Below are 21,763 nucleotides of genomic sequence, written 5' to 3'. Positions count from 1 at the left end.
GCCGTCCCCTTCCAAGGCCCTCGCGGCCAAGAAAGCCTAATCGACAATGGCTTGGCTGGAAACGGGGTCGTCTGCATGGTGCAGCATTCATGCGGCATCGCAGCATAGCTGTTGCAACCGGATGCAACAGGTGCGGCAGGGAGTGCAACAGGTCAAATTAGCAAGCCATTGAAAACCTTACTCAAGATAAGTCGGGCTATTTTGTCGCAGACAAGCGCGCATCATGAGAGCCGTAAGTGAGAAGGAGAAGCGTCAATGAAAGCGCTACGTTTCCACGCGGCAAAAGATCTGCGTGTCGAAGATATCGAAGATGTTGCCAAACCCGGTCCGGGCCAAGTGGCGGTGAAGAATCGCTTCGTTGGGATTTGCGGGACCGATTTGCACGAATACGCGCATGGGCCGATTTTCATTCCCAAAGAACCTCATCCTTATACGGGGGCGCATGGGCCGCAGATTCTCGGTCATGAATTCGGCGGAACCGTCACAGCCGTTGGCGAGGGAGTGACAAATGTCAAAGTCGGGGATCGGGTTGCAATTCAGCCGCTCATTGGCCCCCGCACAGGAGAATATTTCGGTGAACGCGGCTGGCTGAACCTGTCGCCTGTGCTGGGTCTTGTCGGGCTTAGCTGGCAATGGGGGGGGATGGCTGAAGCCTCCATTCTGAACGATTATAACGTCTACAAAATTCCGGATGCACTCAGCGACGAGGAAGCCGCTCTGGTCGAACCGACGGCTGTCACCGTTTATGCCTGCGACCGCGCGGGAGTTCGGGCCGGCGATAGCGTGCTGATCACCGGCGCAGGGCCGATCGGTATCTTGGCTCTGCTGACCGCCAAGGCCTTCGGCGCGACAAAACTCTTTGTTTCTGACATGAACGAGACGCGATTGAAGCTCGCGAAAGAGGTTCTGCCGGAGGTGATCACGGTTAATCCGGCGAAAGACAATCTGACCGAGGTTGTGCAGGCGCATACACAAGACAATTTGGGATGTGACATTGCCATCGAATGCGTTGGCAATGAACATGCCCTTCAATCCTGTCTCGATGCGGTCCGGAAGCAGGGGACGATTGTCGCCACAGGTGTGCATCCGGGCGTGGGCAAATTGAACTTCTTTGATGTAACGTTCAAAGATGTGACCCTAAAGGGGTCTTGGTGCTATCCGGCGCATAGCTGGCCGCGGGTGATGGACCTGATTGCCTCTGGCGCTATTCCTTCGAAAAAAGTCGTCACCAAGAAAATCAAGCTCGATGATGCCGTCAAGGAAGGCTTTGACGCGCTGCTTGATCCGGCTGGCAACCACCTCAAGATCCTGATCGATCTGGAGGCCTAATTCACTGCGGCGGCGGTTTTTTGCGGGGGCACGGGGTTTGAGGAGGCTCCGCCCGCAGGATCCGCCGCGGCTTCACCGGAGCCAAGGGAGGAGAACCCATGCTCGATACGACCCAACACGGCGCTTTGCAGGCGCTCGTGAATGATCTTGAACGCGCAATGATCGCCTGTGATGCGCAGGCTGTGGCCAACCTGTTTCTGGAAACGGGATACTGGCGCGATCTTGCCGCCTTTACATGGAACCTGAAAACGCTGGAAGGCCGTCCGGCCATTGCCGATATGGCCGCAGTCCAGCTGCCGGTAATCCGCACGCATTCCATCCATCTTGATCCCGCCGAAGCGGTGAGCGAGGCCGATGGCGTGACCGAGGGGTGGTTGCAGCTGGAGACCTCTCTGGGGCGCGGCGTGGGCTATATCCGTATGAAAGAGGGGAAAATCTGGACCCTTCTGACCACGCTGCACGAACTGAAAGGTCATGAAGAGCCCCGCAAGCTGCGCAGACCTATGGGGGCAGAGCATGGCCATGACCCGAACCGCCTGACGTGGAAGGAAAAGCGCGAGCACGAGGCATCGACCCTTGGTGTGGAGACCCAGCCCTATGTGCTGATCATCGGTGGCGGTCAGGGCGGCATTGCTTTGGGGGCGCGGCTGCGCCAGCTGGACGTGCCGACCATCGTGGTCGATGCGCATGAGCGTCCGGGCGACCAGTGGCGCAAGCGGTATAAATCGCTCTGCCTGCATGATCCGGTCTGGTATGACCACCTGCCCTATATTCCCTTCCCCGACAACTGGCCGGTTTTTGCCCCCAAGGACAAGATCGGGGACTGGCTCGAGATGTATACCCGTGTGATGGAGCTGAATTACTGGTCCTCCACCCGTGCCAAATCCGCGACCTATGACGCGGCCAAAGGTGAATGGACGGTGGTGCTGGACCGCGCGGGGGAAGAGATCACGCTGCATCCCAAGCAGCTTGTGATGGCCACGGGCATGTCGGGCAAGCCCAATATTCCGAGCTTCAAGGGGCAGGATGTCTTCAAGGGGGAACAGCAGCATTCCAGCCAGCACCCCGGGCCTGATGCCTATCGTGGCAAGAAGGTGGTGGTGATCGGGGCGAATAACTCGGCCCATGATATCTGTGCCGCCCTTTGGGAAAACGGCGCGGATGTGACGATGGTGCAGCGGTCCTCGACCCATATCGTCAAATCCGACAGCTTGCGCGAGGTCTGTCTGGGCGCGCTCTATTCCGAAGAGGCGGTGGCCAATGGCATCACCACCGATAAGGCGGATATGATCTTTGCATCGCTGCCCTACAAGATCATGCATGAATGGCATGTGCCGCAATATGCCGAGATCAAGAAACGCGATGCCGATTTCTATCGCGACCTTGAAAAGGCGGGGTTCATGCTGGATTTCGGGGATGATGAATCCGGTCTGTTCATGAAATATCTGCGTCGGGGGTCGGGCTATTATATCGATGTGGGGGCCTGCGATCTGGTGATTGACGGCTCGATCAAGCTGCAATCGGGCAAGGGTGTCAGCCACCTGACCGAAGATGCGGTGGTGCTGGAAGATGGCACCGAGCTGCCCGCCGATCTGGTGATCTATGCCACGGGCTATGGCTCGATGAATGGCTGGGCGGCGGACCTGATTTCGCAAGAAGTGGCGGACAAGGTTGGCAAATGCTGGGGCTTGGGGTCCGATACCACCAAAGATCCCGGCCCGTGGGAAGGCGAACAGCGCAATATGTGGAAGCCCACGATGCAGGAAGGGCTATGGTTCCACGGCGGCAATCTGCACCAGTCGCGCCATTATTCGCGCTATCTGGCCCTGCAGCTCAAGGCACGTCACGCGGGGATCGAGACACCGGTTTACGGGCTTGAGCCGCCGCATCATCTTAGCTGACCGGCACCGCGACAAAGCTCTGGCCCCGCATGGCACATGCGGGGCCGGAGCGCAGCGGATGACAGGCCGGCGCATCCCGGGATTGCGCAATCAGCCGCCGCCCCGATCCTTATGCTAAGTGCATAAAATGCCGCGATCCTTGCATCGCACTCCCCGACAGTCCGAAAGCGCGTGCTCTCTGGAGCTGTTTCAACGGGGTGTTCCGCCCGATCCCGCCCGATCCCGTGCGTGCCGCGCGGCGTTACCGTGTCTGCGCCATCAAGGCCACATCTTGGGCATAATACTGGCGGATCTTTGCGCGGATCTCGTCTGGAAAGAACGATTCCGCCTCGATCATCGGCAGTTTATCCAGCACTTCGGGCAAAAGCTGGTCTGCCCCGAAATGCGCCTGCCCGACGCCGCTGCCGGAGCGGTTCACCGGCGGGCGTTTGAGCTCGATCCCCGACATCTGCTCCAGATCTTGCACGGCGCGGTCGAGATGGTCGAAGTCGTAAAGCGCGCTCCAGCGATGTGCGCCCAGATACAGATGCTGAGGCCGCCAATGCGGGTCCAGCTGCTCGGGCGGTTGGGACAGGATATGGTTGACGAAATCCCGAAACCGGATGCCGCGATGGTAATCGGGGGTCTCCAGCCCCTGTGCTTTCTGGACAGCCTCGATGACCGGTCCGGTATGATAGCGTAGATTGGCCGCATCAAGGCGGTTCACCACGAATTTCTCGATATAGGCCGATAACAGGCGGCGCAGCGGATCGCGCAGGATCGCGAAACTGTAAAGATCGGGGTCGCGCCAGATCGCGTCAATCTCTGTCTCGCTATAATCCGAAAGCTGCAGGCCCGTGCAGATATGATCGGTCAGTTGGTGGATCGACCGGTCCAGCACCGCCCGCGCGGGATGCTGCGCCAGTGTGACCATCGCCCGCTTGAAGAAACTACAGGCATTCTTGCCGATGGGGCAGTAAAGGATGCCAAGATCGCGCGCGATGAAATATTGCCGCTCCGGCCAAGGCAGATTGGTCTTTTGCGCTTGTGCCGAGGCCAGAAATTCTTTCGAACCGAAGAGCGCACCGATCAGGGCGCCGAAATCCGCAAACTGGTTCCGGGCTTGCGGGTTCGGGTCGCGCTGCAGAAAAAGCTGGAACGCAGCACGCAGAAGTTCGGGCGGCACGGAGGGGGCTGTCTTTTGGGTGGTCAGGGTCATTCCGCAGCCTCTTTCGGGGCGTGATCAAGCTCTGCCAGTATCTCCTCAAGCCGCGCATTGTAGCGTGTAGCGATGGCTTCTGCCGAGAAATTCCGGCGGATATGATCCAGCGCATGGGCCGTTTTGGCTGCCCGTGCCACCGGATCGTCATAGACGCGGCGCAACTGTCGGGCCGCCGCCTCCACATCGGGTTCGGCCCAGACCGCCCCCTTCGGCGTAAAGATGTAATCGCCCTTTTCCAGACCGATCTCGGTGCAGGGCACAAGCCATGCCGTTTGCGCATCGCAAAATTCCAGATTGCCGGAATAGGCCGAACAGACCACCGGCACACCAAGGCTCATCGCCTCGATCATCCCGAAGCCCCATCCTTCGGAGCGATGCAGCGAAAGGTAGCAATCCGAGCCCTTCTTGAGATGCAGCAGATCCCTGTAGGTCAGCGTCTCGTTCATCAGCAGGATGCGCGGATCGCGGGCCATCATGGCTTCCATCTCGTCCCAGATCCGGATCTGCACCGGATCGAAAACCGACTGCCGGTTCTGGGTTTTGACGATCAAACGCGCATCGGGCACCCCCGCGAAGGCCTTCTGGAAGCTGCGCAGCGCGTTGAGCGGGTTCTTGCGCTGCACGAACGAAAAACTGTCGAAGGCCACCAGGCAGATGAAATGCCGCGCCGACAGACGGAAGCGTTTTTCGACGAATTTCCGTGCCTCCTGCCGGTCGATATCGTCATTCGGTTCGAAACACATGCCGACATTGCAGACGGGGCCGTCGAATTCGGGGCGGTAAATCCGCACGCCGTAATCGGACGAAAGCCAGATTTCATCCAGCATCTCCAGGGCCAGATAGTGGCAGGCGGCGGGGCGGTCGAGCTCCCAGTAGAAATAGCCGATATTATAGGCGCCAGAGAAGACATCAGGCTGATAGGCAAAGGCCAGCGGCACGGATTCGGCATTGAGATGGATCAGATTGACTCTGGCCGGACCATAGGCATCCACGCGCGCCTCCGAGCTGAACCCCTCGGGAGCGGGGTTGTCCATGTCGAAATCGACACAGCGCAGGTGTTTTCCGGTGCGCGAGAGAATGTCTGCCGACAGGCGCGCGGCCTGCCCCAAGCCCGAAGCCTTGGCCAGGGGGCCGATCAGCTGGATATCGGCCAGCGCCCCTTGCGGCACGGGCAGGGCTGCGGCTTCCAGCCGGTGGCCCGCGTCGCAACAGGTCAGGAAGGACAGGCTGTCGAGGTCGAACCCCTTGAGGCGCACGCTATGGGCAAAGCTGGCAAGCGGGAAGGTGCAACTGTCGCGCTCCAGAAGCTGCGCCAGAAACAGTTCCAGTTCGGAACGGCCCTGCCCGTCAACGGGGGTCAGCAGCCGCATGACCAGCTCGCGCGGGATGTAGCGCAGAATATCCGGCCGTTTGAGGGCCATCACCATCAGGATCAGATATAGCTGCTTGCGGCTTTCGGCACAGCGTCCGGGGGCCAGAAAATGCAGCGTGACCGTCGCATTGAAAAACCGTTCGCTGAAGGTGGTCAGGGGCCAGTCATCGCAGAGGCGCGAGGGCTGGATATGGCGCATCAGATCGGCCATCTTCTGCGGCACAAGGCAATCTTCCAGTTTCAGATGGGCCGCATCCTGCCAGAGCCACCAGAAGACCATCCGCACATAAGAGGCGCGGTCGTTCAGGTCCAGATCGGCCAGCAGATCCCGCCGCCCGCACAACCGCCACCACATGGCGCGGGTCAGGCTATGGCGCACGCCTCCCATGACAAGCGGCTCGTTGAGATAGGCGATATCCTCCGCGCTCAGGGGAATGCGCTGTTTTCGGGTCGCATTATAGGTGGTGAGGTAGAAATACAGAAAGCGGTCACGCTCTGTGTTCTCCGGCGTGACGGGGAATTCCTGATCGACGCGATTGCGATGGCGGGTGAATTCCAGATAGCCGGGCAGGCCGCTCGGGGCACATTGGTCAGGGGGAATAACGGGATCTGTCGCAAAAAGCGCCTGATGCGGAAGCAGCATAGGGGCGGGCGACGGGGTCGCTGTCTGGGGGGGCGTCTCCCCATCCAGAACCCCTGTGAGACCGGCCAGATCCTCGGTCAGGAAGCGGCGGATCAGTGTCGTCATCTCGGGGGTGGCGGGGGCGGTTTCAGGTTGGGGGGTAAGGTGCAGCCGACCGATCTCGCGCTCGGTCGTGCCATGTGTCCGGATCACCACCTCGCCGCCGGCCTGTCTGATCTGGTCCATCAACGAGGCAGAGAGCGCAAAGGCAAACCCGCACTGAACCGTGCAGCCGTAATGTGCTTTGACATCATCGCGCGGATGCTCGACCGCCACCACATCCAGCAGCAGATCTCCCGCATAAAGGCCGACGCGCAGGTCCGACTGCTGCGGCTGGCGAGTGTCATAAATCCACCCGCGCAGCGTGCCGTCCTGATCGAAGACGCCCTCGACATGGCCACGATAAGGGGCCTGTTTGCGACGTATTTCGCGGCGCAGCTTCAGCGTTTTGCCGTAAGACAATGCCTTGCGCCCGTAAGACCAGACACCGCCTGCCTTGCGCAGGCCACGCACCGCATTCCGCATGGGTTCCCTCCCTTTGACGACGCTTTCCTAGAGGCCTGCCGCCGAGCGCGCCTGCCCTAGCGAAGCTGCCTTGCCTGCGCATCGTAATCGGCTTTCGCCATCATCATGGCGAGGCTGCGCACATCTGTTTTGGCCTTCCAGCCCAGTTCGTTACAGGCTTTCGAGGGATCCCCGAGCAACAGATCCACTTCGGCGGGGCGGTAGAATTTGGGATTGACCTGCATGAGGCGGCGCCCGCTGAGACGGTCGTAAGCGGCTTCCTGTGGCCCCTCTCCTTCCCAGATCACCTCCATATCCAGCGCTTCCCCGACATAGGTGAAGAAATCGCGGATGGTGGTGCTTGTGCCGGTGGCCAGAACGAAATCGCCAGCATTTTCGCGCTGCAGCATTCGCCACATGCCTTCGACATAATCCCCCGCAAATCCCCAATCGCGCTTGGCTGCCATATTGCCAAGTTCCACCGGCGCATTGGCCCCATGCGCCAAAGCCGCCAGACCCATCGAGATTTTACGGGTGACGAATTCCTTGCCACGCAGCGGGCTTTCGTGATTGAACAAGATCCCCGAGGAGGCATGCATGCCGAAACTCTCGCGGTAATTGACCGTCATGTAATGGGCGAAGACCTTCGACACGCCATAAGGTGAGCGGGGATAGAAGGGTGTGCTTTCCAGTTGCGGAACGGCCCGGACCTCACCGAACATTTCCGAGGTCGAGGCCTGATAGAAACGGCATTCGGGGCGCAGGCTGCGCAAGGCATCGAGAATGCGCACCACGGCCATGCCGTCGATCTCGGCGGTGTAAACGGGAAGATCCCACGAGGCCCCGACAAAACTTTGCGCGGCAAGGTTGTAGAATTCATCCATCGGCACATCGCGGATGGTGCGGAAGATATTGTTGGAATCACTCAGGTCGAAATCATGGAAATGGACCTGATCTGTAATTCCCAGCGCATCAAGCCGTGCCATGTCCGGCTGTGAAATCCGCCGCACACCCCCATGAACTTCATAGCCTTTTTGCAGAAGGAGGCGGGCAAGATAGGCTCCGTCCTGTCCGGTCACGCCGGTGATAAATGCAGTCTTGGTCATTTGTCCCTCATTGAGAAATCTCAAGGATCAACCCGAAAGTGCAACATACTGAACGCTAGGGTAAGGATAGTTAACAAAAGCTTACTTGGGAACGGTTTTTCTCTTTCAGGTTGTCTTTTCTGGCCCAGGGGCGATCAGAACTGGCAGCTGTCATAATCGATTTCGCTGATCAATGTGTTGCGCAAGACCACCTCGACATCCTGATCGATGAAAATCGCATCATCCCCCTCTTGCGAGAACTGGGCGCGGATATCCTCGATGCTCTGATAGCCAAAGCCTTCAAAAGACAGGCAATCCCACGGCTGATAATCCACCACCAGATGTGTGCCCGGTGTGTCGGCGGAAAACACGAAGCGGTCCGCCATCATCCCGCCAAACAGGATATTGTCTCCCGCTCCGCCCTCAAGCTGGTTCCACTCGCCCTGATCGACCATCCAGTTTTTCAGCGGGTCGGCCATCTGTCGCGTAAATTCGCCGCTTTGCGAGAACCCTTCCACCACATCGGCGCGGCTCCAGCCCTGATCTTCCATCCGTGCGCACCAGTCGGCCAGCCCCGCCGAACCGGGTGCCCGCCCCAGAACGTTCTCGTAAAGCAGCGTGACGAAGGCTTCGTTGTCCAGTTGGCCGTAGCTTTGCTGGAATTCGGTCGAATTGACGAAGCCGGAGACGACATCCTCAAAGGGCGTGCCCTGCGACAGGGCGGTGGTCCATGCGGTGATCCCCCCGAGGTCGGGCGCCCGTCCCAGCGTCGCTTGATAGAGGCGGAACACATCATCCACCCAGTCCGATTGATAACCCGCGCGCGACATGTCCAGAACCTCGGATTGCATGGCGCGGCTGAATTCGGTGCTTTCGGAAAAGCCCACCACCACATCGGCGCGGGTCGTGCCGTCCTGCGCCAGATAGGTCGTCCAGCTTTTCAGACCGGCGGCATCGGGGGCGCGCCCCAGCACGTTCTGATACAGCTGGGTGACGAATTGCGTGTCATTCAGCTCGCCGTAAGTGTTCTGAAACTCGGCAGAATCGACAAAGCCCTGCGCCACTTCGGTCAGCGTTTTCTCTCCGGACAGGATTTGCGCGGTCCAATCCAGATGGCCTTCGGCATTGGGGGCGCGGTCCAGAGTGGCCTGGAACAGCCGGACAACCTGCGCGGAGGCCGTATCGAATTTGCCCTCTTCGATCTCGCCCAACAGAAGGTCATTGCCCTCTCCTCCCAGCAAGGTGTCGGCCCCGCGCCCGCCGGTCAGCGTATCCGCACCGCTATCCCCCTCGATCCAGTCATCCTGGGCCGTGCCGACCAGATGCTGCGGCCCGACCGTGAGACTGCTGACATCGACATGCCAGATATCGCGCAAATCGGAAATGTCGAAATCGGCGGCGCTCAGGCTTCTGCCATCCGACGACATCACCGTAAGCGTTTCGCCCCCGATGGTGATCTGTGCCCCGCCCGTGATGGATTTTATCGTCAGCGCATCGACAGTATAGAACCGCCCGATCTGGGACAGGTCGATCCGGTCGACCCCCACCTCGAAATCCTCGATCCGGTCGGTCGCGCCGTCTTTGGTGAAGACGAATATATCCGCCCCCGCGCCGCCCCACAGCCGGTCGGTCCCCGCGCCATCGGTCAGAATGTCATTGCCCGCCCCGCCTTTGAGCGTGTCCTTGCCGTCGCCGCCCATCAGCACATCATCCGCGCCGCCGCCCGTCAGGGCAGATCCTGCATCCTCGGCCAGCAAGGTCAGACCGGGATCGACCTCGACCCGATAGAGCGAGAGCGCCGCGACACCGCTTTCGGCCTCGCCACGCCCTGCCGCATACAGTCGCAATTCGCCGTCCACCACGGCCAGTTCCAAGGCCGAAGGGGCCTCCAGCGCCATGCCTGTGGTATCGGCCAGCGTTTCAAGATGGACCAGACGCCCGTCCGGCAGCAGGGTCATCAGACTTATGCCGTCATCACCGCCACCGGCCACCACATAGGCGCGCCCGTTGTGATTGATCGCCTCCAGAACGGTGAGTTGCCCGAAGCGCGTCGTGAGATCGTCATTGACCTGATCGGTGATGGTCAGCCGTCCATCCGCCCCCAGAGCCGCGACGGAGACAGAGCCCGATCCCTGCGCGCCGACCAGCACAAAGACCTGATCGCCCAGTGTAACCTGTGCCAGAGCCACCGGATCAGAGACGGCCAGCCCGTCATTCAGGTCAAGATCGCCCTTGGCGGTCACCTTGCCCGTTTCGGACAGGCCATAGCAGTTCAGTGAGGGGGGCTGGCCCGAGAGCGCCAGAATATAGCTTGCCCCGTCGATTGTGACGGTTTCCAGCGCCGTCAGGTTGCCCGCTGCGATATCGGCCCGTGCCGTCAGGGTGAGCCCGTTATCCGCGCCGACAGACCACACCGAGAACCCGCCCTGCGCGCGCCCTGCGCCCACCAGAAAGTTCTGGCCGCCCTGTGTGACGACTTCCAGTTGGTCGAGGGCGTCAAGGCTCCCATAATCAAGCGTGAACGCCTGATTGAGCGTGCCATTATTGGCCACCCAATAGCCTGTGACGCCGCTGCTGTAAGGCCCCGAGACCAGCAACGCGGCCTTTCCGTTCAGGTCGCAAAGCGCGATTTCGACAGATCCGGACAGGCCGGACCCGCTGGGATAGGCGGCCAGATCCAGCAGTTTGGCCCCCGTTTCGGCATCGCGCACAACGATGCCCCCTCCTTCGCCGGAGGCCTGATATAACAGGCTGCCATCCAGCGACAGCATCAGATCGTCGATTTGCGTCATGTAACGGCTGGTGCCAGAAGTCACCATGCCCAGATGCGTCAGATACCCCATCACCTTTATCCCGACCCAGCACGAGGCCATGACCAAGCGCCCGACCCCGTTTGTTCCCCACATTGCCAAACATGCAAACAAAGCCTGCCCGAAGCCGGATCAAAATGAGAACGAAACAAGGCTTTTCGCTTGGATTTTCGTTAAATGCGGTATGTCGGGACGGGGCTTGCGGCTGCCAGTGGCCCGCGCTCTGGCTTTGGGTCCGGCCCCGGATGTGCGCTGGACAAGCGCCGTGCCAAGGCGCAAAGATGGCCCCATGACCGGACCGCTGACTTCTCTTCTGACCTTTGCCCAGACGCCGCATGTGCGGATCATCATGGCGTGTCGTAACGGGGCCGCCTATCTGCCCGAGCAGCTTGCAAGCTTCGAGCGCCAGACCCACCGGAACTGGTCGCTTGATGCCAGCGACGACGGCTCGACCGATGCTACACGCGAGATTCTGGAAGCCTTCCGCCAGCGTCATCCCAAACAGGTGCGCCTCTTTGATGGCCCCAAAGCCGGCGTCGCCCCCGCCTTTCTGACACTGGCGGCACGGGCGGCCAAAGAGGCTCCGGAGGCGGTTCTGGCCCTGTCCGATCAGGATGACGTCTGGTCCAAGGTCAAGCTGGCCCGTGCCTTGCGCTGGATGAAACGCACAGGCGATCTTGGTCATGATCCGCTGGTCTATGCCAGCCGCACCATTCTGACCGATACCCGCCTGAACAAGCTGGGCCTGTCGCATCTGCACCGGCGGGGGCCATCTTTCCGTAACGCGCTGGTGCAGAATATTCTGGGCGGTAATACGCTGATGCTGTCGCCGCCCGCCGCCGCCATTCTGGCACAATCGGCGCAGGCGGCGATTGCGGCGCGGGTCTCCTATCATGACTGGTGGATCTATATCATGCTCTCCGGCGCGGGGGCCGAGATCTTCAATGATCCCAAGCCGACCCTCTATTACCGTCAGCACGGGTCGAACCAGCTTGGGCATCACGGGCCGGTGCGGGGGCGGCTCAAGCGGCTGGGCACGGTGGCCAAGCGCCATTATGCAGAGTGGCTTGATGCCAACCTGGCCGCACTCTGGGCCAACCGTCTGGCCCTGACCCCCGAGAATGACGCGCTGCTGACCCGCTTTGTCGCGGCGCGCAGAACAGGTGGCGGGGCCTATGCCCGTGCGCTGCGCGAACTGAATATACACCGCCAGACCCTGCAGGGGGACCGTGTGTTGCAGGTCATGGCCCGCACCGGACGGCTGTGACCGCTAGAACCATATCGCCCCGCCCAGCATCAGCCGCAAGACGCCCGTCTGGCCGCTGACCCCGAGGCGGGCGTAAAGCTGTTTGGAATAGCTGCGCGCCGTCTCGCGTGACCAGCCAAGCGCCTCGCCCGCAGCGTTGAGCGATAGCCCGTCGCACAGGCAGATCGCCAGCCGCGCCTCGTTTCGGGCCAGTCCGTAGAACTGCATCACATGATTTTCGCCAAGCTCGCTGGCCGCGCGGGGTTGCCGCAGCAGCCCCAGCACCGACACGGCCGACGGATCGGCCCGCAGCACCAGTTGCAAGGGCCGCGCAAGCGACAGATCCAGCATCCCCGCCATCCTGACCACCTCGCCCGATATCGGGGCGATCTGACCCAAGGTCGCACGGAACTGCCGCGCCAGATCGGGGGTGGCAAATTCCGGCCAGCCCTGTTCGGTGATGTGCAAAGCGGTGCCCTCCAGCCTTTGCGCCAGACCCTCGGACTGGGCCAGAACCCGCCCCGCCCCCGAAAACCGCAGCCAGAAACCGCCCAGATCCTGCCCGATCTGCCGTTCCTTCCGGGCGCGCAGCCGTTCGGCCTGAAGCGCCTGCCACGAGATCAGCGCCGGACCGAGATACGGGGCCAGACGTGTCAGCCCGACCCCGTCGCGGGCACGGAAATCGGTTCCGTGGCGGGCGACCCAGATCACGGCATGGCTGGTGGCATCCACCCGCCAGCGCAGAACCCTCAGCGCCATCTCGCCTGCCTGATAGGCTGGCAGGTCTGTCTGGCTATAGACCCGCTGGCTGCGCAGGCGTTCATAGGTGTCGCGCTCGAACTGCGGCACGGCATGGCCCCATGCCCAGCTTTGCCCCACCGCTGTCCCGCGCAGCTGGACAAGCCCCGCCCCGTCGCCGCCGCTCATTTGCGCCAGAGATTGCAGGAAATCCGGCCACAGATCACGCGCGGGGGACGTGCCCGTTTCGGCCACGGGCAACTCTGTCACCCCCGAGGCGGCGGCAAAGAGTGATTTGAGAACAGTCTCTTCGCTATAGATCACGGCAGCGTTTCCAGAAAAAACCAAATACCCCCCATATGGGAGGTTCGCGACCAAAGTGACAGGCTTACCTCTGGTGTCAACACGAAGTTTGACCAGAGACCATCATGACCAAGACATCTCTTACCCATCTTCAGCGGCTGGAAGCCGAGAGCATCCATATCCTGCGTGAAGTCGTGGCCGAGGCGGAAAACCCCGTAATGCTTTACTCCGTCGGCAAGGACTCGGCGGTCATGCTGCATCTGGCGAAGAAGGCCTTCTACCCCGCGCCGCCGCCCTTCCCGCTGCTGCATGTGGACACCACGTGGAAATTCCGCGCGATGTACGAGCTGCGCGACAAGGCGGCAAAAGATGCGGGGATGGAGCTTCTGGTCTATCAGAATCCCGAAGCCAAAGCCAAAGGCATCAACCCCTTCGACCACGGCTCGCTGCATACCGATATGTGGAAGACCGAAGGTCTGAAACAGGCGCTGGACAAATACGGCTTTGACGCGGCCTTCGGTGGCGCGCGCCGCGACGAGGAGAAATCCCGCGCGAAAGAGCGTGTGTTCTCCTTCCGCACCGCCCAGCACCGCTGGGACCCGAAGAACCAGCGCCCCGAGCTGTGGCGCCTGTATAACGCCCGCAAGAACAAGGGCGAGTCGATGCGGGTCTTCCCGATCTCGAACTGGACCGAGCTGGACATCTGGCAATATATCCACCTCGAGGGCATCGAGATCGTGCCGCTGTATTTCGCAGCTCCGCGCCCGACGGTGGAACGCGATGGCATGATCCTGATGGTGGATGACGACCGCTTCCGCCTGAAAGAGGGCGAAGAGCCGGTGATGCGCTCGGTCCGTTTCCGCACGCTGGGCTGCTACCCGCTGACGGGGGCCGTCGAAAGCCAGGCCACCACGCTGCCGGAGGTCATTCAGGAAACGCTGCTGACCACCACCTCGGAACGTCAGGGCCGTGCGATCGACCATGATCAGGCCGCCTCGATGGAGAAGAAGAAGCAGGAAGGCTACTTCTGATCGCTTTTGGCTCGGGCCGGAAGGCCCGCCTTTCTCCGGATATAAGAATTCAGGTGCACGCACATGACCACCCAAACCAATGACCCGATCTATAAGACCGACGCGCTGATCGCGGAAGATATCGACCAGTATCTGCAGGTCCACCAGCATAAGACCATGCTGCGCTTCATCACCTGCGGCTCGGTCGATGACGGGAAATCGACGCTGATCGGGCGTCTGCTCTATGATAGCAAGATGATCTTCGAAGACCAGCTTGCCACGCTGGAAGCCGATTCCAAACGTGTCGGCACCCAGGGCCAAGAGATCGACTTCGCGCTTCTGGTTGACGGTCTTGCCGCCGAGCGCGAGCAGGGCATCACCATCGATGTGGCCTACCGCTTCTTCGCCACCGAAAAGCGCAAGTTCATCGTCGCCGACACCCCCGGCCACGAGCAATATACCCGCAATATGGTCACCGGCGCCTCGACCGCCGATCTGGCCGTAATCCTGATCGACGCGCGCAAGGGCGTGCTGACCCAGACCAAACGTCACTCCTATCTGGTGAAACTGCTGGGCATCAAGAATGTGGTGCTGGCGGTCAACAAGATGGACCTTGTGGGCTATAGTCAGGAAACCTTCGACAAGATCGTCGCCGATTACACCGAATTCGGCAAAACCATCGGGCTGGAAGATTTCGTGCCGATGCCGATTTCGGGCTACAAGGGCGACAATATCACCACATCGTCGGACAATATGCCGTGGTTCACCGGCACGCCGCTGCTGCCGCATCTGGAAACCGTCGAGATCACCTCGTCGCATGAGCCTGTCGATGCGCCCTTCCGTATGCCGGTGCAATGGGTGAACCGTCCGAACCTCGACTTCCGCGGCTTCGCGGGGTTGATTGCCTCGGGTCGTGTCAGCCCGGGCGATGAAATCCGCGTGCTGCCTTCGGGCAAGACCTCCAAGGTTGCGAAAATCGTCACCTTCGAGGGCGATCGCGACGAGGCGATTGCCGGTGAAGCGGTTACCCTGACGCTGGAAGACGAGATCGACTGTTCGCGCGGGCAGGTCATCGTGGCGGCGCAAAGCCCGCTGGAAGTGGCCGACCAGTTCGAATCCACCATCATCTGGATGGATGAGGAAGAGATGATCCCCGGTCGCGCCTACTGGCTGAAGATCGGCACCCAGACCGTTTCGGCCACCGTTCAGGCGCCGAAATACGAGGTCAATGTCAACACGCAGGAACATCTGGCGACCAAGACGCTGGATCTGAACGCGATCGGCGTGGCCAATATCACCACCGACCGCGAGATCCCCTTTGCGCCCTATGAGGAAAACCACGACCTTGGTGGCTTTATCCTCATCGACAAGATGACCAACCAGACGGTCGCCGCCGGTATGCTGCATTTCGCACTGCGCCGCTCGACCAATGTCCATTGGCAGGCCACCGATATCTCGCGCGAGAGCCATGCGGCGATGAAGAACCAGAAGCCCGCCGTGCTGTGGCTGACGGGTCTGTCGGGCTCGGGCAAATCGACTATCGCCAATATCGTCGAGAAGAAACTGGCGCGGATGAACCGCCATACCTTCCTTCTGGATGGCGATAACGTGCGTCACGGGCTGAACAAGGATCTGGGCTTCACCGAGGCCGACCGGATCGAGAATATCCGCCGCGTGGGCGAGGTCGCCAAGCTGATGACCGATGCCGGTCTCATCGTGATCACCGCCTTCATCTCGCCCTTCCGTTCGGAGCGCGACATGGTGCGCTCCATGATGCAGCCGGGCGAGTTTGTCGAGGTCTTCGTGGATACGCCGCTGGAAGTGGCCGAAGAGCGCGATGTGAAGGGTCTCTACAAGAAGGCCCGTTCGGGTCAGTTGAAGAACTTCACCGGTATCGACAGCCCCTATGAGGCGCCCGACAATGCCGAGCTGCGCATCGACACCACCGAGATGACGCCGGAAGAGGCCGCCGATCTGATCATCGCGCGCCTGATTCCGTAACAAACGGTTTTCATGCCGGTTCTCTGCGCCCCGCCTTGATCGGCGGGGCGTTTTGCATGCAAAAACGCCTTTTCCGCCCCGATATTCTGGTCACAGCCGTGTGAAAATTTCAGATATCCCGAGCGATCAGCAAGTTTTCACCATTCCGCCGAAATATCCCGCAATATAAGTTTTTGTTCTCTTTTACGTGACGATGAACGCTTGGAATGGCTTGTCATATCGAATTTTGCCGATACCTTCTTTCATGTTTTACCGGATAGTCAAAATTCCGGAAGACCGGATGGCCTTCACAACCGAGGCCCTCCGATGTGACAGAGAGGGGAAATCATGTCGAAGATGACGCGTAGCCTTTTGGCTGCTTCTGCACTCATGCTCGGGCTTTCGGCACCGGCATTCGCGAAAACTTTTGTCTATTGCTCGGAAGCCTCGCCCGAAGGCTTCGATCCCGCGCCCTATACCGCTGGCACGACCTTCGATGCCTCCGCGCATCCGGTCTTCAACCGTCTGGTGGAGTTCAAGAAGGGCACGACCGAAATCGAGCCGGGTCTGGCGACCTCTTGGGATGTGTCCGATGACGGCCTGACCTACACGTTCCACCTGCGCCCCGATGTGAAGTGGCAATCGGTTCAGGGCTATACGCCCACCCGCACCATGAATGCCGATGACGTGATCTTCAGCTTCGACCGTCAGGGCAATGCGGAAAACCCGTGGCATGACTATCTGCCCGGCATCACCTATGAATATTACTCGGCGATGGAGATGGCCGATCTGATTTCCTCGATCGAGAAGGTCGATGATCTGACGGTCAAGATCACCCTGACCCGTCCCGAAGCGCCCTTCCTCGCCAATCTCGCCATGCCCTTCATGTCGATCGTGTCGAAGGAATATGCCGATACGCTGGCCAAAGACGGCAAGCAGGCGCAGTTCAATCAGGTGCCCGTGGGCACCGGCCCGTTCCAGTTCGTGGCCTATCAGCAGGATGCCGTCATCCGTTACAAGAAGAACCCCGACTACTGGGGCACCGCGCCCAAGATCGATGATCTGGTCTTTGCAATCACTCCCGAAGCCTCGGTCCGTCTGCAGCGCCTGCAGGCCAATGAATGCCAGCTGATGCCCTATCCCTCGCCCGCCGATCTGGAGGCGATCAAAGCCGATAGCAATCTCAAGCTTGACAGCCAGCCAGGCCTGAACGTGGCCTATCTGGCCTATAACACCACCGTGGCGCCTTTTGACAAGCCCGAGGTCCGCCGCGCCCTGAATATGGCGATCAACAAGCAGGCGATCATCGATGCGGTCTTCCAAGGCGCGGGCGAAGTGGCCAAAAACCCGATCCCGCCGACCATGTGGTCCTATAATGACAGCATTCAGGACGATCCCTATGACCCCGAGAAAGCCAAGCAGATGCTGGCAGATGCGGGGGTGAAGGATCTGGATATGGAAATCTGGGCGATGCCCGTCCAGCGCCCCTATATGCCCAATGCGCGGCGCACTGCCGAGCTGATGCAGGCCGATCTTGAGAAAGTCGGCGTGAAGGCGTCGATCGTCTCCTATGAGTGGGGCGAATATCTGAAACGCTCCACCGATCCGGCGCGTAAGGGTGCGGTGATCATGGGCTGGACGGGTGACAATGGCGACCCCGACAACTTCATGGGCGTGCTCTTGAGCTGTGCGGCTACGGGCGATGGGGGCTCGAACCGTGCGCAATGGTGCAACAAGGATTTCTCGGACCTGATCACCAAGGCCAAAGCCACCACCGATCAGGCCGAGCGTACCAAGCTCTATGAACAGGCGCAGGTGATCTTCAAGGATCAAGCGCCGTGGGACACGCTCGCGCATTCCACCCAATATGTGCCGATGCGGAAAAATGTCGAAGGCTTCGTGATGAGCCCTCTGGGCGATTTCACCTTCGAGACCGTCGATCTGAAATAAGCCTCGCGTAAGGTCACATCGGGCGCGCGGGCAGTTTCCGCGTGCCTCATTGCAAGGCGATGACATGATCCGCTTCTTCCTGAACAAACTTCTCTATCTGGTGCCGACGCTGATCGGCATCACGATTGTGGCCTTCGGCTTTGTCCGCGTGCTGCCGGGCGATCCGGTGACGTTGCTTGCGGGCGAAAGGGGCATCACCCCCGAACGCCATGCCCAACTGGCCGCGCAACTGGGCTTTGACCGCCCTGTCTGGGCGCAATATCTCGACTTCCTCTGGCGGCTTCTGCATGGTGATTTCGGCAATTCGATCGTGACGAAAAAGCCGGTGCTGGATGAATTCTTGCAGCTTTTCCCCGCAACCGTGGAACTATCGCTTTGCGCGATCCTCCTCGCCACGCTGATCGGCGTGCCGGTGGGGGTGCTGGCGGCCGTCAAGCGTGGCAGCTGGTTTGACCAGATCTCGATGACCACCGCCCTTGTCGGCTTTTCCATGCCGATCTTCTGGTGGGGGCTTCTTCTCATCATCTTCTTCTCGGGGACCTTGGGCTGGACGCCGGTCTCGGGGCGGATGTCGCTGATGTATTTCTTTGACACGCCCACGGGCTTCATGCTGATCGACAGCCTTCTGTCGGGGCAGGACGGCGCGTTCCGTTCGGCGCTCTCCCACTTGATCCTGCCCTCGGTGGTGCTGGGCACTATTCCGCTGGCGGTGATCGCGCGGCAGACCCGTTCCGCCATGCTGGAGGTGATGGGCGAGGACTATGTCCGGACCGCCCGCGCCAAGGGCCTGACGGGGCGTCGCGTCGTCATGGTCCATGCGCTGCGCAATGCGATGGTGCCGGTGGTGACCACGATCGGGCTGCAGATCGGCCTGTTGATGGCGGGCGCTATCCTGACCGAGACCATCTTCAGCTGGCCCGGAGTCGGTAAATGGATGATCGATTCCATCTCGCGCCGTGATTATCCGGTCGTGCAATCGGGTCTTCTGCTGATTGCGGGCGTCGTGATGGTGGTGAATCTGATCGTCGATCTGACCTATGGCCTCATCAATCCGAGGATCCGTCACAAATGAGCACAACTCTCCAGATGACCGACGGCCAGATCCGTCGCAAGATGATCGCGGATTTCTGGCATGATTTCCGCCGTAACAAAGGCGCTGTGGTGGGGCTTTGCGTCTTCGCGCTGATGGTGCTGGTGGCGGTTTTCGCGCCGCTTCTGGCCCCGCATGAGGCCGCCCAACAATATCGCGATGCGCTTCTGGTGCCGCCTTCATGGGCGGAAGGCGGGCGCCCCGAGTTCCTTCTGGGCACCGATGCGGTGGGCCGCGATATGCTGTCACGGCTGATCTATGGGTCGCGCTATTCGCTGTTTATCGGTGTGGTGGTGGTGCTGGTGGCGCTGTCGGGCGGGATCATTCTTGGGCTTCTGGCCGGTTTCTTTGGCGGCTGGGTCGATACCGTGATCATGCGGGTGATGGATATCATCCTCGCCTTCCCCTCGCTGCTTCTGGCTCTGGTGCTGGTGGCAATCTTGGGGCCGGGGCTGACCAATGCGATGATCGCCATCGCCATCGTCTATCAGCCGCATTTCGCGCGCCTGACCCGCGCCGCCGTCATGGGCGAGAAATCGCGTGACTACGTGGTGGCCGCCCGTATGGCGGGCGCAGGGCCTCTGCGGCTGATGCTGAAGACCATCCTGCCGAACTGTCTGGCTCCGCTGATCGTGCAGGCAACGCTGTCGTTTTCGTCGGCCGTCTTGGATGCCGCCGCCTTGGGCTTTCTGGGGATGGGCGCACAGCCGCCCTCGCCCGAATGGGGCACCATGCTGGCCGAGGCGCGTGAATTCATCCTGCGGGCATGGTGGGTTGTGACCTTTCCGGGCCTTGCGATCCTGATCTCGGTTCTGGCGATCAACCTGATGGGCGACGGGCTGCGTGACGCCCTTGACCCGAAACTGAAACGGAGCTGATATGGCCCTTCTGAAGATCAAGAACCTGACGGTCAGCTTCGCCACCTCTTCCGGCCCCTTCAAGGCGGTGGACGGGATCGACACATTCGTCGATGCAGGCGAGGTGCTGGCCATCGTGGGCGAATCTGGCTCGGGCAAATCGGTCTCGATGCTGGCGGTGATGGGGCTTTTGCCCGACACCGCCACCGTCACCGCCGATGAAATGACCTATGACGGGCGCGATCTCTTGCGCATGTCAAAGGCCGAACGCCGCCGCCTGATCGGGCGCGAGATCACGATGATCTTCCAGGAACCCATCGCCTCGCTCAACCCTGCCTTCACGGTGGGCTTCCAGATCGAGGAGGTGCTGCGTCTCAACAAGGGTCTGGGCAGAGCCGCTGCCCGTGCCGAGGCGATCCATCTGTTCGAGCAGGTGGGCATCCCTGAGCCCGCGACCAAGATCGACGCCTATCCGCATCAGATGTCGGGCGGGCAGTGCCAACGGGTGATGATCGCAATGGCGATCGCCACCGGCCCGAAACTGCTGATCGCCGATGAGCCGACCACGGCGCTGGATGTGACGATCCAGAAGCAGATCCTTGATCTATTGATGGATCTGCAGGAGGCGCATGGGATGGGGCTGATATTGATCACCCATGACATGGGCGTGGTGGCCGAAACCGCCGACCGCGTCGTGGTGCAATATAAGGGGCGTAAAATGGAGGAGGCCGATGTGCTAACGCTGTTCGAAGCCCCGCAGCATCCTTACACGAAAGCGCTTTTGTCGGCTCTGCCGGAGCTTGCCACGGGCGACCGCCTGCCCACGGTCTCGGACTATTACACGGAGGAAGGTGCATGAGCACAGTCGTTCAAGGGCGCGGCCTGACGCAGGATTACCATGTGTCGGGCGGTCTTCTTGGCCGCGCGAAGACCGTGCGCGCCGTGAAAGGTGTTGATTTCGCCGTTGAGAAGGGCAAGACGCTGGCCATCGTGGGCGAGAGTGGTTCGGGCAAATCGACACTCGCGCGGATCATCGCTTTGATCGATGCGCAATCGGGCGGCAGCCTTGAGATTGGCGGTCAGGCTGTCGATATCTCGAAGCGAAAGCCTGACCACAGGTTGCGCTCTATGGTGCAGATGGTGTTCCAGAACCCCTATGGGTCTTTGAACCCGCGCCAGAAAGTCGGCGATTGCCTGACCGAGCCGCTTTTGCTGAACACCAAAGACAGCGGCAAGGAACGGCGCGAGAAGGCCGAGGCAATGCTGGAGAAGGTCGGGCTGCAGGCCGCGCATTTCAACCGCTATCCGCATATGTTCTCGGGCGGGCAGCGCCAGCGGATCGCGATTGCGCGGGCCTTGATGCTGAACCCCGAGCTGTTGGTGCTCGATGAGGCGGTTTCGGCGCTGGATCTTTCGGTGCAGGCGCAGGTTTTGAACCTTCTGTCGGACCTGCAGGAGGAGCTGGGCCTGACCTATGTCTTCATCAGCCATGACCTGTCAGTCGTGCGCTATATCGCCGATGAGGTGATGGTGATGAACAAGGGCGAGGCGGTCGAGCAGGCCTCGCGCGACCAGATCTTCGCCGACCCGCAGCACCCCTATACCCGCCAGCTTTTCGCAGCGACGCCGGTGACTGATTTGGCCGCGATCCGCGCGCGGGTGGCGCGCAGGAAGGCCCGCGCGCCCGTGTGATTAAACCAGTTTG

15 protein-coding genes are annotated in these 21,763 nt (G+C 60.7%); 10 read left to right on the top strand and 5 right to left on the bottom strand.

The window, feature by feature from the left end:
* The first annotated feature begins 255 nt into the window (after positions 1-255).
* Together RPE78_RS15855 and RPE78_RS15850 are read left to right on the top strand one after the other, a co-directional pair.
* Positions 256-1,329: a 2,3-butanediol dehydrogenase gene (locus RPE78_RS15855; protein WP_330647078.1), complete on the top strand. Its 1,074-nt coding sequence runs from the start codon at positions 256-258 to the stop codon at positions 1,327-1,329.
* 158 nt (positions 1,330-1,487) lie between these two features.
* Positions 1,488-3,230 (top strand): NAD(P)/FAD-dependent oxidoreductase, encoded by a 1,743-nt coding sequence (locus tag RPE78_RS15850; RefSeq protein ID WP_330647280.1) that lies wholly within the window; start codon positions 1,488-1,490, stop codon positions 3,228-3,230.
* Positions 3,231-3,471: 241 nt separating this feature from the next.
* Here the strand turns inward: RPE78_RS15850 and RPE78_RS15845 are convergent, their stop codons facing one another.
* The 4 genes from RPE78_RS15845 to RPE78_RS15830 form a co-directional block, all read right to left on the bottom strand.
* Complete coding sequence (locus RPE78_RS15845) at positions 3,472-4,428, bottom strand: sulfotransferase family 2 domain-containing protein (RefSeq protein WP_330647077.1); 957 nt, start codon at positions 4,426-4,428, stop codon at positions 3,472-3,474.
* Entirely contained in the window at positions 4,425-7,010 is a 2,586-nt protein-coding gene (locus tag RPE78_RS15840) for a glycosyltransferase (protein WP_330647076.1), read from the bottom strand. Before RPE78_RS15840 ends, RPE78_RS15845 begins: the two co-directional genes overlap by 4 nt.
* Before the next feature lie 56 nt (positions 7,011-7,066).
* A complete protein-coding gene (gmd, locus tag RPE78_RS15835; RefSeq protein ID WP_330647075.1) occupies positions 7,067-8,095 on the bottom strand; it encodes a GDP-mannose 4,6-dehydratase in 1,029 nt (342 codons plus the stop codon).
* 134 nt (positions 8,096-8,229) lie between these two features.
* A complete protein-coding gene (locus RPE78_RS15830) occupies positions 8,230-10,917 on the bottom strand; it encodes a DUF4214 domain-containing protein (RefSeq protein WP_406721694.1) in 2,688 nt (895 codons plus the stop codon).
* A 256-nt stretch (positions 10,918-11,173) separates the two neighbouring features.
* Here RPE78_RS15830 and RPE78_RS15825 point away from each other — a divergent pair, with 256 nt between their 5' ends.
* Entirely contained in the window at positions 11,174-12,151 is a 978-nt protein-coding gene (locus tag RPE78_RS15825) for a glycosyltransferase (RefSeq protein ID WP_330647073.1), read from the top strand.
* Between the two features lie 3 nt (positions 12,152-12,154).
* Here RPE78_RS15825 and RPE78_RS15820 read toward each other — a convergent pair whose 3' ends face one another.
* Positions 12,155-13,192 carry a helix-turn-helix transcriptional regulator gene (locus RPE78_RS15820; protein WP_406721693.1) on the bottom strand — a complete coding sequence of 346 codons (1,038 nt, stop codon included), beginning with the start codon at positions 13,190-13,192 and terminating at the stop codon, positions 12,155-12,157.
* 104 nt (positions 13,193-13,296) lie between these two features.
* Here RPE78_RS15820 and cysD point away from each other — a divergent pair, with 104 nt between their 5' ends.
* The 7 genes from cysD to RPE78_RS15785 all read left to right on the top strand — a co-directional run bounded on the left by cysD (position 13,297) and on the right by RPE78_RS15785 (position 21,750).
* Positions 13,297-14,202 carry a sulfate adenylyltransferase subunit CysD gene (gene cysD, locus RPE78_RS15815; protein WP_330647071.1) on the top strand — a complete coding sequence of 302 codons (906 nt, stop codon included), beginning with the start codon at positions 13,297-13,299 and terminating at the stop codon, positions 14,200-14,202.
* Positions 14,203-14,265: 63 nt separating this feature from the next.
* Entirely contained in the window at positions 14,266-16,182 is a 1,917-nt protein-coding gene (cysN, locus tag RPE78_RS15810; RefSeq protein ID WP_330647070.1) for a sulfate adenylyltransferase subunit CysN, read from the top strand.
* A 327-nt stretch (positions 16,183-16,509) separates the two neighbouring features.
* The gene (locus RPE78_RS15805) at positions 16,510-18,111 is read left to right on the top strand and encodes an ABC transporter substrate-binding protein (RefSeq protein WP_330647068.1); all 1,602 of its coding nucleotides are present in this window, start codon (positions 16,510-16,512) and stop codon (positions 18,109-18,111) included.
* Between the two features lie 64 nt (positions 18,112-18,175).
* Positions 18,176-19,183: an ABC transporter permease subunit gene (locus RPE78_RS15800; protein ID WP_330647067.1), complete on the top strand. Its 1,008-nt coding sequence runs from the start codon at positions 18,176-18,178 to the stop codon at positions 19,181-19,183.
* 14 nt (positions 19,184-19,197) lie between these two features.
* On the top strand, positions 19,198-20,079 hold the full coding sequence (locus RPE78_RS15795) for an ABC transporter permease subunit (RefSeq protein ID WP_406721706.1): 882 nt from the start codon (positions 19,198-19,200) through the stop codon (positions 20,077-20,079).
* A 1-nt stretch (position 20,080) separates the two neighbouring features.
* Complete coding sequence (locus tag RPE78_RS15790) at positions 20,081-20,917, top strand: ABC transporter ATP-binding protein (RefSeq protein ID WP_330647065.1); 837 nt, start codon at positions 20,081-20,083, stop codon at positions 20,915-20,917.
* Entirely contained in the window at positions 20,914-21,750 is an 837-nt protein-coding gene (locus RPE78_RS15785; protein WP_330647064.1) for an ATP-binding cassette domain-containing protein, read from the top strand. Before RPE78_RS15790 ends, RPE78_RS15785 begins: the two co-directional genes overlap by 4 nt.
* Positions 21,751-21,763 lie beyond the last annotated feature (13 nt).

The sequence above is a fragment of the Thioclava litoralis genome, from assembly GCF_045278885.1.
Taxonomy (GTDB): domain Bacteria; phylum Pseudomonadota; class Alphaproteobacteria; order Rhodobacterales; family Rhodobacteraceae; genus Thioclava; species Thioclava litoralis.
This window is presented reverse-complemented; position numbering and strand designations above follow the sequence as displayed.